Source organism: Stygiolobus sp. CP850M (genome assembly GCF_037389425.1).
Lineage (GTDB): Archaea > Thermoproteota > Thermoprotei_A > Sulfolobales > Sulfolobaceae > Stygiolobus.
Genome location: NZ_JBBHKR010000070.1, coordinates 1 through 16,931, shown reverse-complemented (window position 1 = coordinate 16,931; position 16,931 = coordinate 1). Strand labels below are relative to the sequence as shown.

18 protein-coding genes and 2 pseudogenes are annotated in these 16,931 nt (G+C 38.0%); 12 read left to right on the top strand and 8 right to left on the bottom strand.

Translation table 11 applies throughout. The features are described from left to right. Positions 1–158: pseudogene (locus WIW89_RS09460) on the top strand (IS6 family transposase); the annotation flags it as partial. A gap of 5 nt (positions 159–163) precedes the next feature. Beyond that, positions 164–508, top strand: a complete 345-nt coding sequence (locus WIW89_RS09455) for a hypothetical protein (RefSeq protein WP_337720574.1) — start codon at positions 164–166, stop codon at positions 506–508. 357 nt (positions 509–865) lie between these two features. Here WIW89_RS09455 and WIW89_RS09450 read toward each other — a convergent pair whose 3' ends face one another. Continuing rightward, on the bottom strand, positions 866–1,840 hold the full coding sequence (locus WIW89_RS09450) for a DUF973 family protein (RefSeq protein WP_337720573.1): 975 nt from the start codon (positions 1,838–1,840) through the stop codon (positions 866–868). A 555-nt stretch (positions 1,841–2,395) separates the two neighbouring features. On the opposite strand from WIW89_RS09450, the gene WIW89_RS09445 reads away from it, so the two are divergent. Then, positions 2,396–2,575, top strand: coding sequence for a hypothetical protein (locus WIW89_RS09445; protein WP_062088655.1), 180 nt, complete (start codon positions 2,396–2,398; stop codon positions 2,573–2,575). A gap of 204 nt (positions 2,576–2,779) precedes the next feature. After that, positions 2,780–3,097 carry a hypothetical protein gene (locus WIW89_RS09440; RefSeq protein ID WP_337701828.1) on the top strand — a complete coding sequence of 106 codons (318 nt, stop codon included), beginning with the start codon at positions 2,780–2,782 and terminating at the stop codon, positions 3,095–3,097. 10 nt (positions 3,098–3,107) lie between these two features. Here WIW89_RS09440 and WIW89_RS09435 read toward each other — a convergent pair whose 3' ends face one another. The 3 genes from WIW89_RS09435 to WIW89_RS09425 are packed head-to-tail and all read right to left on the bottom strand — an operon-like array spanning position 3,108 to position 5,946. Then, entirely contained in the window at positions 3,108–4,391 is a 1,284-nt protein-coding gene (locus WIW89_RS09435) for a phenylacetate--CoA ligase family protein (protein ID WP_337720572.1), read from the bottom strand. After that, positions 4,388–4,777, bottom strand: a complete 390-nt coding sequence (locus WIW89_RS09430; RefSeq protein ID WP_337720571.1) for a Zn-ribbon domain-containing OB-fold protein — start codon at positions 4,775–4,777, stop codon at positions 4,388–4,390. The genes WIW89_RS09435 and WIW89_RS09430 overlap by 4 nt, the downstream gene beginning before the upstream one ends. 5 nt (positions 4,778–4,782) lie before the next feature. Then, positions 4,783–5,946, bottom strand: coding sequence for a thiolase domain-containing protein (locus WIW89_RS09425; RefSeq protein WP_337720570.1), 1,164 nt, complete (start codon positions 5,944–5,946; stop codon positions 4,783–4,785). Positions 5,947–6,106: 160 nt separating this feature from the next. On the opposite strand from WIW89_RS09425, the gene WIW89_RS09420 reads away from it, so the two are divergent. The 5 genes from WIW89_RS09420 to WIW89_RS09400 all read left to right on the top strand — a co-directional run bounded on the left by WIW89_RS09420 (position 6,107) and on the right by WIW89_RS09400 (position 10,741). After that, positions 6,107–6,862: an enoyl-CoA hydratase-related protein gene (locus tag WIW89_RS09420; RefSeq protein ID WP_337720569.1), complete on the top strand. Its 756-nt coding sequence runs from the start codon at positions 6,107–6,109 to the stop codon at positions 6,860–6,862. Position 6,863: 1 nt separating this feature from the next. Then, positions 6,864–7,625, top strand: coding sequence for an enoyl-CoA hydratase/isomerase family protein (locus WIW89_RS09415; protein ID WP_337701837.1), 762 nt, complete (start codon positions 6,864–6,866; stop codon positions 7,623–7,625). 73 nt (positions 7,626–7,698) lie between these two features. After that, positions 7,699–8,595: an AbrB/MazE/SpoVT family DNA-binding domain-containing protein gene (locus WIW89_RS09410; protein WP_337720568.1), complete on the top strand. Its 897-nt coding sequence runs from the start codon at positions 7,699–7,701 to the stop codon at positions 8,593–8,595. Between the two features lie 107 nt (positions 8,596–8,702). Further along, entirely contained in the window at positions 8,703–9,713 is a 1,011-nt protein-coding gene (locus tag WIW89_RS09405) for an aminobenzoate oxygenase (protein ID WP_337720575.1), read from the top strand. A gap of 2 nt (positions 9,714–9,715) precedes the next feature. After that, positions 9,716–10,741, top strand: a complete 1,026-nt coding sequence (locus WIW89_RS09400; RefSeq protein WP_337720567.1) for a 3-hydroxyacyl-CoA dehydrogenase family protein — start codon at positions 9,716–9,718, stop codon at positions 10,739–10,741. 229 nt (positions 10,742–10,970) lie between these two features. Here WIW89_RS09400 and WIW89_RS09395 read toward each other — a convergent pair whose 3' ends face one another. Further along, complete coding sequence (locus tag WIW89_RS09395) at positions 10,971–11,639, bottom strand: hypothetical protein (protein WP_337720566.1); 669 nt, start codon at positions 11,637–11,639, stop codon at positions 10,971–10,973. A gap of 475 nt (positions 11,640–12,114) precedes the next feature. On the opposite strand from WIW89_RS09395, the gene WIW89_RS09390 reads away from it, so the two are divergent. Further along, entirely contained in the window at positions 12,115–13,740 is a 1,626-nt protein-coding gene (locus WIW89_RS09390) for an NCS1 family nucleobase:cation symporter-1 (RefSeq protein WP_337720565.1), read from the top strand. Here WIW89_RS09390 and WIW89_RS09385 read toward each other — a convergent pair. Together WIW89_RS09385 and WIW89_RS09380 are read right to left on the bottom strand one after the other, a co-directional pair. Then, positions 13,691–14,095 carry a hypothetical protein gene (locus WIW89_RS09385; RefSeq protein WP_337720564.1) on the bottom strand — a complete coding sequence of 135 codons (405 nt, stop codon included), beginning with the start codon at positions 14,093–14,095 and terminating at the stop codon, positions 13,691–13,693. The genes WIW89_RS09390 and WIW89_RS09385 overlap by 50 nt on opposite strands. Continuing rightward, entirely contained in the window at positions 14,076–14,630 is a 555-nt protein-coding gene (locus WIW89_RS09380; RefSeq protein WP_337720563.1) for a hypothetical protein, read from the bottom strand. The genes WIW89_RS09385 and WIW89_RS09380 overlap by 20 nt, the downstream gene beginning before the upstream one ends. A 664-nt stretch (positions 14,631–15,294) precedes the next feature. On the opposite strand from WIW89_RS09380, the gene WIW89_RS09375 reads away from it, so the two are divergent. After that, the gene (locus tag WIW89_RS09375) at positions 15,295–16,026 is read left to right on the top strand and encodes a hypothetical protein (RefSeq protein WP_337720562.1); all 732 of its coding nucleotides are present in this window, start codon (positions 15,295–15,297) and stop codon (positions 16,024–16,026) included. A 6-nt stretch (positions 16,027–16,032) separates the two neighbouring features. Here WIW89_RS09375 and WIW89_RS09370 read toward each other — a convergent pair whose 3' ends face one another. Beyond that, complete coding sequence (locus WIW89_RS09370) at positions 16,033–16,248, bottom strand: hypothetical protein (RefSeq protein ID WP_337720561.1); 216 nt, start codon at positions 16,246–16,248, stop codon at positions 16,033–16,035. A gap of 316 nt (positions 16,249–16,564) precedes the next feature. Here WIW89_RS09370 and WIW89_RS09365 point away from each other — a divergent pair. Beyond that, a pseudogene (locus WIW89_RS09365) lies at positions 16,565–16,931 on the top strand (MFS transporter); the annotation flags it as partial.

The following is a 16,931-nucleotide window of genomic DNA, read 5'->3' as shown; positions in this document are numbered from 1 at the left end:
GGCTTTCACCAATGGACAAACACTTCCCTTGGAACTCTAACGCAAAGACGATCGAGAGGTGGTTCGCAACCTATTTCCTTATCTATAACATCCTTTACTGCCCGGTGTATTTGTTAGATAAGGGGGTGATAATAAATGTAAATATTTCAAATGAGTGAAAATGTTGTCCACACTCTATGTAATAGAAGCAAATAATATAAATCCAGCAAATATTGCAGGATTCTATACATATCAAGGATGGGTACCTAACTTTGTTGTAGCAATAAATACACAAGGAACATATGCGGCAGGACTACCAGGAAATTCTCCAGTATTTACTTGGACAAACACAACAGGAACAGTGGTTTATGAAACACAACTATATCAAGACTATATTGAATACGCTGCTGGAGGAGATGTATTAGTACCACCCACTGGAATGATAATTCCATATGGGTCAGTTAGACCTCTTGGCTCAGCCCTCTTTAATTTTACTACTCCACAACACACTTACAACCCTCCCAGCTAATTTTTTAACAATTTTTTTATGATACACTCACAACATAAGGAACTCCATAGGTTACTATAACCCAATCTAAATACATATAACCAGATCCACCTCCAGAACCTGCTGAAACTAATAAATAAGGAGTTCCAGTATATACATTAGGATTATCCTAGACGATTTATAGTTAAAGAATAGATTAGATTGAAAATTATAAGCCTCATTGATGAACTGAAACGAGCCTCGATCCCGGTAGTGCTTATACGTTAACTATGAGGAAAAGATTAAAAGGCATTATACGTTTTAAGAAAAACTTTAGTATATGAAAGAAGAACTAGACCAATTTACGTCATAAAAAAGGATTGAAATAGTTTTAACTTATTAGAAACCCGGATTAAATTTTACTACAGTCCTTACCATCTGACCATTAGATAAATATAATAAGACGTTGTAGATGTTACCAGGTACTAGATTTATAAGTTGAGGAAATCTTATAGTGACTTCGTTTTGTCCTTGATTTAAGGTGCTTGGATATACTTGAGTAGTATATATGGTGGAGTTCTCAATTGAAGCGCTAGTTATTGATAAACCATATCTATTCGCCATAAGGGTTACTTTGGCTTCACCATTCTGGTTAATTTGACCTATCCCTATCTGATATACATCAGTACTTGCAGGGAATATATTTGGAACAGGTTGCGAGCCGTACGCTGGCTGGGGATTATATGGTGGGTACTGGGAGGTTCCGGTAGGTGGGTAAGTTGAAGGCGGATAACCACTACTCGGTCCATACGTTAGTCTTCTCACTATATCGTCTATGCTTATATATGTTAATATCCAGCCTACAAAGGAAATACCCGGTATAATTATTAAGATTCCGCCGATCTTCATCATGTCACTTGAATAAGCCCCTCCTAAGTTGAATATTGTAATACCTATTAGCAAGTATCCTATGAAAGTGACTATTGCACCTAGTATTGCTAAAACCCCTCCTATAGCAGCTAACGCTAAGCTACTCGCACTAAATATAGAAGCAACTGCACCTACAATGGCCAATAAACCCCCTATAAACGATATCAGTATTCCGAAGGGCAGTATTTTTAACCCAGTGAAACCGCTATTAACATCTTTTCCAGTTATAGCAAACGATTGGAATGCTGTTCTCAGTTTAGGAATTCCAACTATAAATAGTAATATTAAACTAACTATGGAAACTATTGCACCAACATTTACAAAAAGTCCTATGTATCCTAAAAGCGTGATAATGATAAACCACAAAGATGCGTCCTTTAATTGCTGCAGTGCAATAACATCGTTCGATCCATAATATGAAGAGCTAGGTATTGGATTACTCATATGCGTGTAATTTCTTTATATCGATATATAAATCTACTCCTTTATTCTAGTTTAGAAATTAATTTGATATAAAAACTTAGAACTGTTAAAAAGTGTTTTGAGTTTTAAAGTGATGCTATTTACCATTTATAAAGAGGATAACGTCGATTAATACGATAGCTGTAAATTTCGATTTAGCCGGCTAAAATATTATTTCTCCAGCCTACTACGGGAATCAACATAGCCTTAATGATCTCATTCAAGAACGTTATTATTACTCTTAGCTTTAGCTTAGGTAAACGTTATCAACCAATATTTCATAAAATATCTTGCAATATCTTTTACCTAACCTTGTGAATAAACTAACCCCCGATATGGTTTTGTCTTGTATAGTTGATATCTAGGTGCCTGACAAGAACTGCCATCTCATTAGCTTAACGGTAAACAACTGCTCAAGCGAAGAACCATTCATGGAGCTAATTTATAAAAGTGGAGGTTAAGGGGAGTTTATACAATTTCTTTATCTCAACAGTAAAGCTTTTAAATATCTAAACAGATATTTACTTAGTGAGGGAAATGGTGTCTCACCCAACAAATAAGGAACAACTGTGGGTAAGCCCTCAATACGCCAGGATAATAAAGAAGATAGCTGTAGACATAGGAAAAAGATACTCAGACGTTGCCGACGAGGTATTAGACTTAGGCCTAAAAGAATACGCTAAGAAGTACAACATCGACTTGGAAAAATATAAATGAGGAAGAAGGATAAAATATAATGGGGGCAAAAACCTCGTCCCTTCAATGTGGAGAGTTCAGATCTCTAGCATTACAACTGCTCCTCTTCTCGGCACACTCGTCCGTTTTAACCCCGTGAAATAGTATCCCAGTATAAAATATAGTATATAACGACTCCATCATCTAGGAAATAAGTTAAATATTGTTTTAATAAAGGAATATATTATGGACGAAAAAGAAATAGTTCTTACCGCTTTGGAGCAAGTTGACAAATGGTACGTCCAATTAGCAGGAATAAAAGAAGATACTTTGTTAATAGTGTCAAAGAAACCAGTGCCCGAAAAACTAGTGGTAAACGGAAAGGAGTACAATGTCAAATATTACACACCGGAACAATATATCGAGACCATCAAGGTAAATGAAGAGGAATTTAGAAGTTTTCACATATACTATTTCGTGAAGATCTACATGAGAAAAGTCCTAGACCTTCTTACCCAACTGGAAGTAGAGAAGATGAGCCTAAATGAAGACCAACTGAGATAAGGAAAAACGTTTACTTTAAGACAACTCTTTTAGATTTCCCCTCCCATCTAGGTAGACCATTTACGAACTGAATATCTGCATGAACAAATGCTACAGCTTGAATATCTGCAGCTATCTTCTTTCTCAACTCTTCAGACGGTTTATCCGTTTCAATTAGTACCTCGAACTTAGCAGGCTCCTTAGTAAATACCAACTGGTATTCCCTAATTTCTGGATATTTCATTAATACCTCGTTTATCGCTGTTGGATAAATCTTTACACCCTTGTAAAATACTACGTCATCCACCCTTCCTTTAACGATCCTGATGGTCGGGAAGGGAATATCGTCGTTGCTCTCCTCAAGTCTTGTTATATCCCTAGTCCTATACCTGATTAGGGGCATTCCTTCTCTGGTTAAGTGAGTTAATACCATCTCCCCTTCCTCTCCCTCTCCTACTCTTTCCCCCGTTTCAGGATCAATAATTTCCACGTAAAAGTGATCGGTCCATATGTGCATCTTCTCGTGGTTATCATGAGGGCATTCCTGAGCTACTCCGGGGCCTATGGCCTCGGTTAATCCGTATATCTCTCTCGCCCCACCCCCGTGAGAAGTCAGTGCTAATTCCTTGTCTATACGTGTTAGCATCTCCGTAGTCATAGCTTCAGCCCCTGGTATAGCAATACGTAAATTAAGCTCCTTTTCGGGGTCTATCCCTGCCTCTTTTATCTTCTCAGCTACATACAACTCGTAAGAAGGGGTGCCAGTAATTACAGTGACCTTGAAGTCCTTTAACGACTTTACTAATGCCTCCGTCCTGCCAGTCCCCCAAGGTATAACTTTAGCCCCGACTTTCTGTATTCCAATGTGAAGTCCTATTCCTCCAGTGAACAAACCGTAACCGTAGATATTGGCAACAACGTCATTTTTAGTAACTCCTGCAGCTCTTAACGACCTAGCGACCAAACTAGCCCATAACTCAATATCAGAAGATGTGTAAGCTCCTACCGTAGGTACACCGGTGGTTCCACTTGTCATATGCCATCCTACTAATTCTTCTAAAGGCACTGTTAGGAAATCTCCTCCATATGGATAAGCACTTCTCCTCAAATCGTCTTTAGTAGTAAAAGGCATCTTTACTAGGTCGTCTGGAGTCTTCAAATCGTCTGGTGTTAGCCCTCTCTCTTTCATTACCCTATGGTAATACGGGCTCTTCTCGTACACCCGTTTTATCATTCTTCTAAACCTGAAATTTTGTATTTCTTTTATCTCTTCCTTACTTAAAGCTCGGGGATCGGTTTCGTCATACGAGATCATGTTTTCACCTCACATAAAACCCGATGCCCGTCAGAAGTGAGGCTTACTTTAGCCCCCACCTTCGGAGCCCCTATTACCCAGCACATCAAATAAACCCCTTTTTCAGTCTTAGCAATACCAATCGTGTATCTGTCAAAGTTTTCAAAGCCCTGAGGTTTCTGTTCAACAACACTGTAAGTCATCAGTTCCCCAGATTTACCAACATCTACCCACTCCATATCTGAAACCATACATTTAGGACAGTCCCTTTGAGGAGGGAAATACAAAGTTCCGCACTTTTTACACCTAGTACCCAAAACCTCTCCTCTCTTAAGCCCCTCCCAGAACGACTTATACAACTCTTCGGCAGGTAAGGTATATTTCATAATAAGAGGTATCCCGTCCATGACTCTCACCTACTGTAAATTCCAACGAAAGCGTAATGTCCCGTACCTCCGACGTTATGAGTTAAAGCTACGTAGTTCTTAAAGGAATGTTGAACGGGTCCTGCCTCTTCCCTCAACTGCTTAACTACCTCATACACCATTGCAACACCGGTAGCACCCAGGGGATGACCCTTAGCTTTCAATCCTCCGAACAAGTTAACTGCAACTTTACCATCCTTCTCAGTCTGTCCTTCCCTTAGAAGAACAGCTCCCTTCCCCTTTTCTACGAATCCCAAATCTTCATATGCCATAATCTCGGCAATTGTGAAACAGTCGTGAACCGTGGCGTATTCTATATCGTGAGGAGTATAACCGCTCATCTTATACGACATGTAAGCAGCGTCTTTAGCTGCCTTAAGCCCTACCCATTCACCCCTAGCTGCTATATAAGAAGTATCACTACTGTAACCCATTCCCCTTACCCATATAGGTGTGTCGATTTTCAATTCCCTTATTCTCTCTTCTGAGGCTATTATTGCAGCCGCTGCACCATCGCTTATTGGAGATGAGTCCAAAAGCTTTATGGGCCATGAAATAACCCTAGACTTCAGGACATCCTCAACGGTTATTCTGTTACGGAAATGGGCTTTTTCATTATAAGACGCGTACTTGTGAGCCTTCACGGCAGCTAAAGCCATATCTTCCTCAGTAGTCCCGAAAAGAGCCATATGCCTAGTCGCATACAAGGCATAGTACGTCGGGAATGTAGTACCGTACATCTGGAATTCCCAATAATAATTCCCTCCCCTGCCTCCTATTGCTAAAGACGTTGAAGTATCAACTTCAGTCATCTTATCTATTCCTATAACTAGCACTATGTCAGCCATTCCAGAAGCAACTGCGTTTACAGCCGTAAACATGGCTGAACTACCAGTTGCACAAGCTGCCTCGACTCTCAATGGAGATTTTCCGACAAGTCCACAATACTCTGACACCGGAGGAGCTGGGTATATTTCAGTACCCCTATAAGCTGTACTTCCTATTACTGTAAGTTGAATGTCCTGCTGTGTCAGACCTGCATCTTCAAAGGCCTCTTTTACAGCCTCCCATGCCAGTTCCCTAACAGTGACATCATTTCTTCTGCCAAACTTACTCATCCCAACGCCGATAACGCCGACTTTTCTGTTCACAAATTAAATGTTGTTTAAATTATATAAATAGTTTGTTATCCCAATAATTTTCCTACAGTATATGCAAATGAAAAAAAGTTGTATCAGTCTATTTCATTCTTCATTAAAAAACGGTATAATGTAAGTTAGAAATATAATTTAGCGGAGAGAAGAGATACCAATGGGTTCTGAAATACTCGTGGAGGATAGAGGGAAAGTCCTCTTAATAACTATGAACAGACCTGAGAAACTCAACGCAATGAACAAAGAATTAAGAGACAACCTTATAAAGACGATAAGGGACTTTAATCGAAACCCGGAAAAGAGAGTCGCAGTAATCACCGGTGCAGGGAGGGCATTCAGTGTTGGTGCAGATCTATCGTCAATGAGCCAAGACCTAGCTGAGGATTTAAGAAACTCATTCCATGTAATCATAAAAGAGATTAGGTTTTCTCCGAAAATATTCATATCCGCCGTAAAAGGGGTTGCAGCAGGAGCCGGAATTAGCCTCGCATTGGCTACTGATATAAGATATACGACGAAGGAGACAAGATTTGTAACTGCTTTTCATAACATAGCCCTAGCACCTGACAGCGGAATGACGTTAATGCTCCTAAGAATGGCTGGAATAAAGGCTGAGAAGTACGCTTTACTTGGCGGGGAGTTCACTGGAGAAGAAGCTGAGAAAATGGGATTATTTCAAGTTGTCGAAGACCCGCTAGCTGAGGCGTTACGTACTGCCGAAAAGATAGCAAACGGACAATTCAAGAGTTACTCTGCAAGTAAAAGACTAATAAACAGAGTAATGTACTACGACTTGGAAGATTTCTTGGACTATGAAGCAGCTATGCAGGGGGCTCTGGGAAAGACCTACGACTTCTCCGAGGGTGTAAAGGCTTTTTTAGAAAAGAGACAGCCCCAGTTTAAAGGTGAGTGAGATGAACACAGTGTTATATGAGAAAGTAGGAGATATCGGGATTGTAAAGCTAAACAGACCAGAAAAACTAAACGCTATAAATATGGAAATGGTAGAGGATTTCGTTAAGGCGTTCGATCAGGCTGAGAAGGATAAGGTGAAGGCGGTTATTGTTACCGGAATTGGTAGAGCTTTTTGTGCTGGTGCAGATGTAGGTGAAATGCTAAACATGCCAATTGAGGAAGTAGCTAGGAAAGGTCACGCCCCAATGTGGGAAAGGTTGAGAACATTCAGGAAGCCCGTCATTGCTGCCTTAAACGGTGTTACTGCTGGTGGAGGGCTCGAGTTAGCTATGGCTTGCGACATAATAATTGCTGCCGAGAGTGCAACACTAGGCCAACCAGAGATCAACCTCGGTATTATACCTGGTGCTGGAGGTACTCAGAGGCTGACAAGAACTGTAGGGAAATACAAGGGGATGGAAATGGTTCTTACGGGTAAAATGATCTCGGCTTGGGAAGCATATAGAAGAGGTTTAGTAGTCAAAGTCGTCCCTGACGAAGCTTTATTGGACGAAGCTATGAGGTTAGCTAAGGATATAGCCTCAAGGTCTGGGTTCGCAGAAGAGCTAGCTAAGGAAGCAGTGAACAGAGCGTTAGAGACGACCTTAACCCAAGGGCTTGAGTTTGAGAGGAGACAGTTCTACGTAACGCTAGCCAGTGTTGATGGTAAAGAGGGGATGAGAGCATTCGTGGAAAAGAGGAAACCCAACTGGACGAGTTAACTAGTTTTTACCTTCACTTCTCCCCCATATATGCATATAAATGCATTTATAATGTATATAAATAGCATAATTTATGAGTATAAGAAGGCTCCAAAAAATAAAGGGCGGAAGTTATATTATTTCTATTCCCACGGATTGGGTAAAGAAAAACGGGTTGGATGTAAAGAGCGAACTTAAGGTTTATGAGACGGCGGACGGACTTAAGGTAAAACCGATCAAACAACCTAATGCCGAAAGGGATGTAGAAATAGACGACTTGGACACAACACTTTACCTGATCTCGGTTTTCTACATGCAGGGAGTGTCTAAGATCGTTGTGAAGTCTAAGGGCACCATGACACCGGAGATTAAAAAGGCATTGAAGGAGTTACAGCTAACACACCCAGGTTTGGAGGTTGTAGATGAAAGTTTTACCAGTGTTACCTTCAACGTAAATTTCACTGTAAGCACAGACTTAATGAACTTAGTTAAGTCTTACGTAGAAAAGGTAAAGAAAATATTAGCCGATTTATTATCCGTACTGGACTCAATAACTCCAGAACTAAAGGAGGACCTTATTTTCAGGTGTGATAGTCTAATTAAAGACTACAGAGGAATAATAAGGAACATTGCTGTAGGTGTCCAGCTTGATGACGAGTATAACTTCAACTTACCGTCTAAAGACATAATCCTTTACGCGATATTCATAAGGGATATGGGCAGGTTCGTCTCCCACTTAAAGCAGTTCATAAGCTTAACCGACAAAGGAATTAGAAAGGAAAATGTGATAACAGTATCAGAGATGTTTTCTAAAGCTACAGAGATGTTTTTCACTGAAAAGCTTGACGATATAAAGTGGTTAAGGTGGAAGATGAACGAGTTAGAAAATAATTGTAATTTCTCGGAGCCTTGTAAAGAACTGGTGAGGATGGCTTCCTATTGTATAGCCATGATGGACGATGCTGTGCATAAGACGGTGAGATTAATATGAATGAAAATTCATATAATTGATTTCCCTTAACATTTAATTTGAATAAAAAATTTATATATGTCGTTTTGTAACAGAAGATCAGTAGATGTGTAATGGCAGATAAGTATTTGAATTTAAATTTTGAAGAAGCTCCAGATTTCCCTCCTAATAATGTCTATCCTCCCACGTGGACTTTTGACAACGATAAAGCATGGCAACTCTACAGAAGGGCTAAAAAAGAACAGTGGGATGAGGAGGCGATTAACTGGCAGGAAGTAAAGGAGTGGGCAAGCGGTCTAGATAGAAAACAAAAGTTAGCCGTAGCTTATTGGTGGTCTTTACTTTCTACCTTTGATAACGCTACCCCCGTGTTCGCCTACGCTGTAGTTAAGTCTTTCGAACAGCACTTACCTACACCGGTAAAGGGGATCCTAACTACGATCACTTATGACGAGAACAGACATAACGTTATGTGCGGGTTAGGAATAAATAGCGTTTTGCCCGGGTTCCCGTACGACTTCAAGCCTCAAGATGAACTAGAGAGAAAGGCAGTGCTAAACGTGTTATGGACTTGGTGGAACGGATCTAGGTATTGGAAGGCATACTTAGAGGCTTATCACAAGTACACTTTTGACGTGCTATTCACATCATTTATGATGGGAGAAGCTGCAGCTACTACAGTGTTCTCTACCATGTCTAAGGGAGCTAAAATAAAGGCTTTCCAAGAACTTTTTAAGAACACAACAGTTGACGAGACTAGGCATTACGCATTTACCCATTTAATAATGTCTCAGAACGCCGAAAAAATGGACGATGAAAGGAAAAAGTTAGTGACTAAACAAGTTAGAGCTGGTTTCGTATTCCTTTCCTTAATAACTTATTTGCCTCCTAAGGACTTCTGGAAATTACCTCCGTGGTTTAATGAAGTTCACTTGAAAATGGAAGACCTAGCTAGAGATGCGGGATTCTATATACCCACCTTGGAGGAAAAAGAAAACGCTTGGAAGACAGCAATAGTGAGGGTAGGAGCATCATTAAAGCATTACAACATAAAGATGCCCTCAATTCCCGAACTGGGGATAACGGGAGAAGAGGATATTCCCGACTTTGACGAAGGAGATATCATGCCGGTGTTCTAGAGGTGAAGGTAGCGGTCATCGGATCGGGCGTAATGGGTAGTGGAATAGCTGAAGTTTTTGCCATCTATAAGAACGAAGTACTCCTTTATGACAAGTACGAGGAAGCTATAAAGAAAGGTTTAACCAATATCAAGTGGTCGTTAGAGAAACTGTCTGAGAAAAAGAGAATAAATGAGACCCCCGAAAGCATTCTGACAAGGATCCAGATAATCAGAAGTCTAGAAGAGGTCAAGGGCTCTGAACTCGTAATCGAAGCAGTGCCCGAGGACTTCAACCTTAAGGTGAGTATATTTAAGGAGGTCGAGAAAAACGTAGATTACTCAACGATGATAGCTACGAACACAAGCAGTTTACCTATAACAGAACTGTCGATGGCATTAAACAAAAGGGAGAGATTCTTGGGACTACACTTCTTTAACCCTCCAGTACTAATGGGTTTAGTAGAAGTGATAAAGGGAAACTATACATCGTCAGAAGTATTTGAGAAAGGAATAGAAATAGTAAAAAGTATAAAGAAGGAACCGATACCGGTTCGGAAAGACGTGATCGGTTTCGTAGTTAACAGAATACTCTTCAGGGTATTCACTTCAGCCTGCAAACTAGTGAGTGAGGGTAAGTATACTGTTCAAGAGGTCGATAGTGCAGCTAAGTATACTCTAGGATTTCCCATGGGTATCTTTGAACTTCTAGACTACACCGGTATCGACACTAATTACCTTATAAGTAAGGAAGTTAAAAGTAGGGGATTTGATTTCGAATGCCCGTTAATAAATGATCTTTACACGAAGGGTTACTTGGGGACTAAAGTTAAGAAAGGGTTCTACGACTGGTCGGCTGGGAGACCTATAATACAAAAGACCAGTAGAGAGCCCTCACCATCTGAAATACTAGGTGACGCGATAGACGAGGCAGTTTGGCTGATTAAAAACAACGTATCGACTGAAGATGAAATAAATAAGGCTACAAAGTTGGGCTTAGGTTGGCCTAAAGGTATCCTAGAATACGCAAAAGAAATCAACTATGTTTAGGACGTATCTTATTGACTTTTTCTTCTATTTCAACAATCGACCTTATTCTAAGTATTTTTTAATCCTATGTACTTCTTATTAATTAGCTTTTTTATTCTCCTTATTTTGCCACCTTAGTTACTCATGTTTTTAACATATATTTCTTAACTTTAAGTTGTACTAGTAAATCCATATTACTGATAATTGTGATATTGGTAGAAAATAGTAGAAATTGGGAAAAACATTAACTTTAAGTCACTGTAAAGTATCCTAAAACAGTTTGATTGAAATAGTCAACAGCTTCTACCGTATAAACCCCAGGTTGGAAGAATGTGTAGTTTCCACCAGAAAATAAACTAGTGAAAAATGTATAGTTTCCACCAGATAATGAACTAGTAGAGTTTATTATCCAATACCCTTTAATAGAAGTTGAAATTTCGTCATTCAAGGTAGCTTGTACTTTTCCGTTGTATATTAATTGTACCTGGTCACTTAACGGCAATAACTTATATTGTGTAACTGCATACATCATCGGGCAGTTATATATTCCCGGTTGATAAAGTAATAAAGGTTTAGCTAAAGATATATTAGAGATAGTATAATATCCTTTGAACACTTCTAATCCTACAAGAACCTGCGGACCACAAGGATATGGTGACGGAAGATGAATATTGGTATTATTTACATTAATGTAAACCGGATTTATTCCATTGTAAAATAGTTCTACTACAATTGCAATCCCCTTTCCAGGGCTTATATTTGTCGTATTTAACTTAAGATAAAGGGTAAAGTCTCCAGATGAAGATTGAACTATGCGTTGTTCATTAGAGTGAATATTATTGTAAGTAAAAAATAAAAAATAAGTAAACGTAAACGCCAAAATAATTGCAATCACTAAAATTGTGTATATCAACCTCATTACGATCTCCTCGAGTAATATTTATTTAAATCTATTCCGACTACTAAATAATTCATGGAAATATTTTATAGAATAAATTATAATAATACTTCTGTTGATGTGTTTTTCTAAAGCTTTCTAAACAATCTTATAGAAATTCTCTGAATCTTCCCGTTTAGGTAACGGTTTAATGGACACCTATCAATTCCTATAACATGTTAGACGTAAATTAAGCCTTGTTTTCAATAACCTTTTTAACGCTTTAACCTTCTCTCGCTTATCTAACATATTTAGCGTTAATTTTTAGCATAATATCTCCTAATTACATGTTAACTTTTACGCTGCTGCAAAATTGACGAGACCCCTTAATTCCAAGAACAAGTTAGGATTATGCAATATATCGTACGACTCAAGGTAACTGATTTTTGATTAGGTTAAAAATACTGCGTTTATTTTACGAAAGTATTAAAAGTTAGGACTCCTCAGGTTTGCGGAAATGAGTGAGGATCAAGTTATAAATCCACTAGAAGTAACGAGATATTATCCGGAAAAAGGTCAAGTTGAGTTGACAGTACCGTTACCCCAAGAGAAATTCTTGTGGAACCCAGACATTCACCCAGTACCGGTGAAACAGAGGACGTGGGGTCCCTTAACGTATTTCCTAATATGGGTATCAATGGCGTTTATAATACCTAGTTGGACTTTAGCGAGTGTAGGCATTGTCATGGGTTTAAATGCGTTACAATCGATCCTTCTCGTCTTCTTAGGAAACGTAATTGTCTTAGTCCCTATGATAATCCAATCTCACGGAGGCGCAAGGTACGGTTTAGCTGAACCGCAACTAACTAGATCGAGGTGGGGGGTATACGGAGCAATATTCCCAAGCTGGCTCAGGGCTGTCATAGGAGCTGGTTGGTGGGGCATAGAGTCGTACATCATTACTGAGGCTTCAACAGCTATCTATGCGATCATGACGGGTAAAATTAACGTTATAGCCTACACCGTGTCTCACTACGCCGATTATCCTTTCGTGTTGAGTAAGGACTTCCCGAACATATTTTGGAGTACTTTTGCCATAGTCATATTAGCCCAAATATTGGTCTTTTACTTCTCCCCTATAACTAAAGCTCAGCCCGTATTGAAGTGGTTGGCAAGACTGAGCGGACCTATAATACTCTTAGGATATCTCCTAACGTGGTCTTACTTCATGCAGAAAGTTAACTGGAACGTTGATATCCTTTCTTTATCTACCTCTTCTGGCAACCTTCTCACCATGTTAGCTTTCTTGAACGCCAACATTGCGTTCTGGGCTACCATGGCTATAACAATGCCTGATTACACAAGGTTTGCTAAAAGCCAAGTAGCCCAAACTTTAGGACAAATACCCATGCCCTTCCTCATGTTATCTATCGCAGTTATGTCAACTATGACTACTGCTTCTTCCCTCAAGCTTTACGGACAACCTATCTGGGATCCAATAGTCCTTGTGACCTTACATATGTTACCTCCCCTAAACGTGTTTGTGCTTTTAGCCTTCATCTTAGCTACCTTCACGGTAAACGTATTCGCTAACGCTGTAGGCCCTGCTTACGATATAGCCAATACTTTCCCTAAGAAGTTGACGTGGTTTAAGGGATCTTTAACCCTAATCGTTATAGGTCTAGCATTAGGAGCGTGGAGTTACTACGGTAACGCTTATAACTATATCGAGAATTGGTTGTTGACTTACGGTGGTTTGCTGGGAAGTGTAGAGGGAATAATAATCTTCGATTATGCCTTGATAAGGAGGTTTAAGTTCGAACTATTAGACGTTTTCTTATCCAAGGGGCGGTTCAAGTACTGGAAGGGAGTAAACCCTGCTGCCGTAGTAACGTTCCTAGTTGTTTCCTCACTATTATATTTACCTTACCCGGGCGAGAATACGTTGTTAAGTAACGCATGGGTGTTTTCTTTCATAGCTTCAGGTCTTATTTATACACCACTGATGATACTGTGGGTAATTCCAAAATACCAGAAGGACTTAAACGGCTCACTCTTAACCGGTTACTACTCTTATGTTACGAAAAAGATATTCAACATCTCTCAGAAAGATGACGATAGAAACAGTAAAGATATCCTATGAGTACGGAGGAGACGCCGAAAGAGACTTCAAAAGAGTAAAGCATTAGGGTGGCTAACAAATCGTTACGCATCAATAGAACAGCCAGTCCCGAAATCCCTGCTATTCCTATTGCGATAAGGTTAACGGAAGCTAGGAGACGTGGGAAGAGAAGACCGGTATTGTAAGCTAGCTTAAACAGAGCAAGTGACAACATACCAGTTATTACAGCAAAGGTCACGTGAAGGTAGAGGAAGCCATCTGAGAAACTGACCTTGATTTCTCCAGCATCTGCAAGAGCTCTAGCTAGACCTAGAGAGAATGTTACAACGAGTAGTAGACTCGTCAAAAGGGATAGTTTATAAACGCTCTTTAGCATACTCAACCGCCTTCACCTTTACTTCTTCTAGATCTGCTTTAGCCCTTAGGAAACGTAGATTAGACATAACTTGAGACTTAACACTTTCGATTACTGAGAGCCAAGCTGTATCTAGCTCTTCGTTCCTTATTTTTACCTCCATTTCCTTAGCCAAAGACTTTACTCCTAAAAGACATTCAGAATTTACTGGACATACTCCGCACTTATACGTTTCATTTTCAGCGTTATAATAGATAAGTTTCTTGTCTTGTGTTACGAATGCTATTCCTTCTGTAACTGAGAGACCACTATGTGAGGGCTTATAAGGTAACAGGACTTTAAAGGACAAAGCGTTGTCTATAAGTAAACCTAGAGCCCTTAGCTTATTCACGATAAAGTAAAAGTAACTTTTACTAATCTCATCCCATTTCTTGTCAGATGCTAAAACCCTTAAGTATGTCTCGTCTCCGAGTTTTACGAAGTCGTCATAATTGACAAATACCACATCATTTGTAAGAACTGGTCTATTTACATTAACAACTCGTAATAAACACATGAATTATAATTTTTAATTATAATTAAAAATAACTGTATTCCTAATGACTTACATTAGGAGCATTAACAGAGTTAACAAGACGTCAGGATAATGGATTAACAAGTGGTGTATGTGTATATAGCTTACATTTCAATTTAAATTAACTATCTTAATTATTACGTGATTTGAACTAAAGTATTATATCTATCCTTCCTTATTAATACTTAATCTTAGAACTTTCAATAAATAGAAAAATAACTATAATAATTAAAATTAGCTCACATTATTAAGACCCAACGTACACAAATAGCTTTTATCATTTTAAGGATATCTGAATCAAATCCTGATGAATCATAAATTACCAAATTTTGTATTCACTATTATCAAAATCTGAACTGGACAATCCTAATTTTCGAATGCAAATTAAGGATGTTAACATTTCCATTTTAGATCTTAGAGTTGATAAGTTTTCCCAGAATCCCCTTATTAAGTCTCATAATACGGCTGCTATATTGTCAAAGTTTAGTATTGTTATGCGATCAAATATTGTAACCACTGAATGTTTGAACATGTCTAAACATAGTAAAAATATAGAGTAAAAATATAAATATGTATTATAATAATAATATCAGATATGATTAGTAATAGAACATTGTACCAAACGCTATCCGATATAGTTAATGTTATGAATAAAATATCGATTAAAGAAGATCGAACATGTATTCCCCTTTCAAGAATAAAGGAGGAAACTAATTTACCTTTGGGAGAATTAAGAAAGGTAATAAAGGAAGCCGAGAAGATGGGAAAAATATTCAGTTGTCAGGATTTAGGTATGAATGAGAGAGGCTATGTAGTAGTAAATCAACATATGAACTTGACTACTTATAGAAAAGATACTTTAAGACCGATAGAAGTTACAAAGGACTACGTAGTTGTAGAAAGTAAAACATATTTTAAGAATATTAACGTGTCTTTAAGTTTTATGGGTCATATTAATATTAACTTTTATGGTGATATTGTGTGGAATAAAGAATTTTATTATTTTGATTCTACAGGAAATAAGGTAAAAAAGTTACTAGAAAAAAACCTATGCCCCAATAATATATGTATATTTACAATTCCTTTACTAAAACCCATACCACCAAGGAGTATTTTTTCAGCTGGTTACGTTACTTATTATTATCTTTATCCCAAAGATGATTACTTTGTATTCGAAATTCCCGTTCCAACTCTTAGGTTCCATATTAATGTTGAAACAAATAATATACTTGATATATATAGTATTAGATATACTGCAAATATCGATCCTTCGTCATGTTCCATGTTTAAGAAATCTAATAAGTTTAAATTAAAATGTAAAAACCTCAATCCTCTCTTAAGAATATTTTTAGATATTCATGTAAATAATAATTCATAATACTAATTATTGAGGCGAACCTACCGCACCTTTGTTTCCCCCTCCATCAGGCTGGTATAGTGTTACTAAGTCACTTCTGCTTATACTCATGTGTAGTAATGATGTTAATTCGCCTGTTACTAATGCATAAATTATTGGACCTGCTACTGCTATAGCTATTAACATTAATCTACTATAACTTAATATTTTTACATTCGACATTAATTTTGAACTGAATTTCATTTTCATCCCCAATATTATTATCTGTAAACAGATAAATATAAATTTTTTGGCTAATCAGATGTTAAAAACTTTACAAAATTGATTTTGAATTTTTCGTTAACAGTATTATATTTATAATTAGGTACTAATTATTTTTCATTCAAAACGTTTAGTATTATTAATTTAGTGATAGTGTATTACGAAGTAATTTTAACTATTTTTAACATAGTTACATCCTTTATTATCATCGACTTTATACTCAGTAATCACTTTTAACTATATATAACTATATATAGCTCTATCTACTACTTAAACTATGTAGAGAATATTTCTAAGTTTGTCTTCTACGTGTAAAACCTTAAATAAATCGGAATCTACATTTAAGTCGATAGATTCTCTAAAATTGACTTTTACACATATAAAGATATGGTACACATCAGGTATGGGATTTTTTCAGACGCATATGACTTGTTAAATATAGGTTATATTCTGACAATTATAACGGATGCATACAAATATGCGGGAATTACAATACCGGGCTTTACCGAATACTTGGTAGGAAGTAACTCCGCTTTCTGGACTGGTTTACTGGCTTCCATATCATTATGGTCTGCGATTATAGGGCAACTATTCTTCGGTTTCTTAGGGGACTACTGGGGAAGGAAAAAGGTATACGGTGTAGAAGCTACTATCCTAAGCATAGG

Bases quoted from the DNA above. Each gene is read 5' to 3' on its own strand.
- WIW89_RS09370 (WP_337720561.1), bottom strand. From the start codon at position 16,248: ATGAAATTCAGTTCAAAATTAATGTCGAATGTAAAAATATTAAGTTAT.
- WIW89_RS09415 (WP_337701837.1), top strand. From the start codon at position 6,864: ATGAACACAGTGTTATATGAGAAAGTAGGAGATATCGGGATTGTAAAG.
- WIW89_RS09390 (WP_337720565.1), top strand. From the start codon at position 12,115: ATGAGTGAGGATCAAGTTATAAATCCACTAGAAGTAACGAGATATTAT.
- WIW89_RS09445 (WP_062088655.1), top strand. From the start codon at position 2,396: ATGGTGTCTCACCCAACAAATAAGGAACAACTGTGGGTAAGCCCTCAA.
- WIW89_RS09395 (WP_337720566.1), bottom strand. From the start codon at position 11,639: ATGAGGTTGATATACACAATTTTAGTGATTGCAATTATTTTGGCGTTT.
- WIW89_RS09380 (WP_337720563.1), bottom strand. From the start codon at position 14,630: ATGTGTTTATTACGAGTTGTTAATGTAAATAGACCAGTTCTTACAAAT.
- WIW89_RS09420 (WP_337720569.1), top strand. From the start codon at position 6,107: ATGGGTTCTGAAATACTCGTGGAGGATAGAGGGAAAGTCCTCTTAATA.
- WIW89_RS09410 (WP_337720568.1), top strand. From the start codon at position 7,699: ATGAGTATAAGAAGGCTCCAAAAAATAAAGGGCGGAAGTTATATTATT.
- WIW89_RS09375 (WP_337720562.1), top strand. From the start codon at position 15,295: ATGAATAAAATATCGATTAAAGAAGATCGAACATGTATTCCCCTTTCA.
- WIW89_RS09385 (WP_337720564.1), bottom strand. From the start codon at position 14,095: ATGCTAAAGAGCGTTTATAAACTATCCCTTTTGACGAGTCTACTACTC.
- WIW89_RS09450 (WP_337720573.1), bottom strand. From the start codon at position 1,840: ATGAGTAATCCAATACCTAGCTCTTCATATTATGGATCGAACGATGTT.
- WIW89_RS09430 (WP_337720571.1), bottom strand. From the start codon at position 4,777: ATGGACGGGATACCTCTTATTATGAAATATACCTTACCTGCCGAAGAG.
- WIW89_RS09435 (WP_337720572.1), bottom strand. From the start codon at position 4,391: ATGATCTCGTATGACGAAACCGATCCCCGAGCTTTAAGTAAGGAAGAG.
- WIW89_RS09440 (WP_337701828.1), top strand. From the start codon at position 2,780: ATGGACGAAAAAGAAATAGTTCTTACCGCTTTGGAGCAAGTTGACAAA.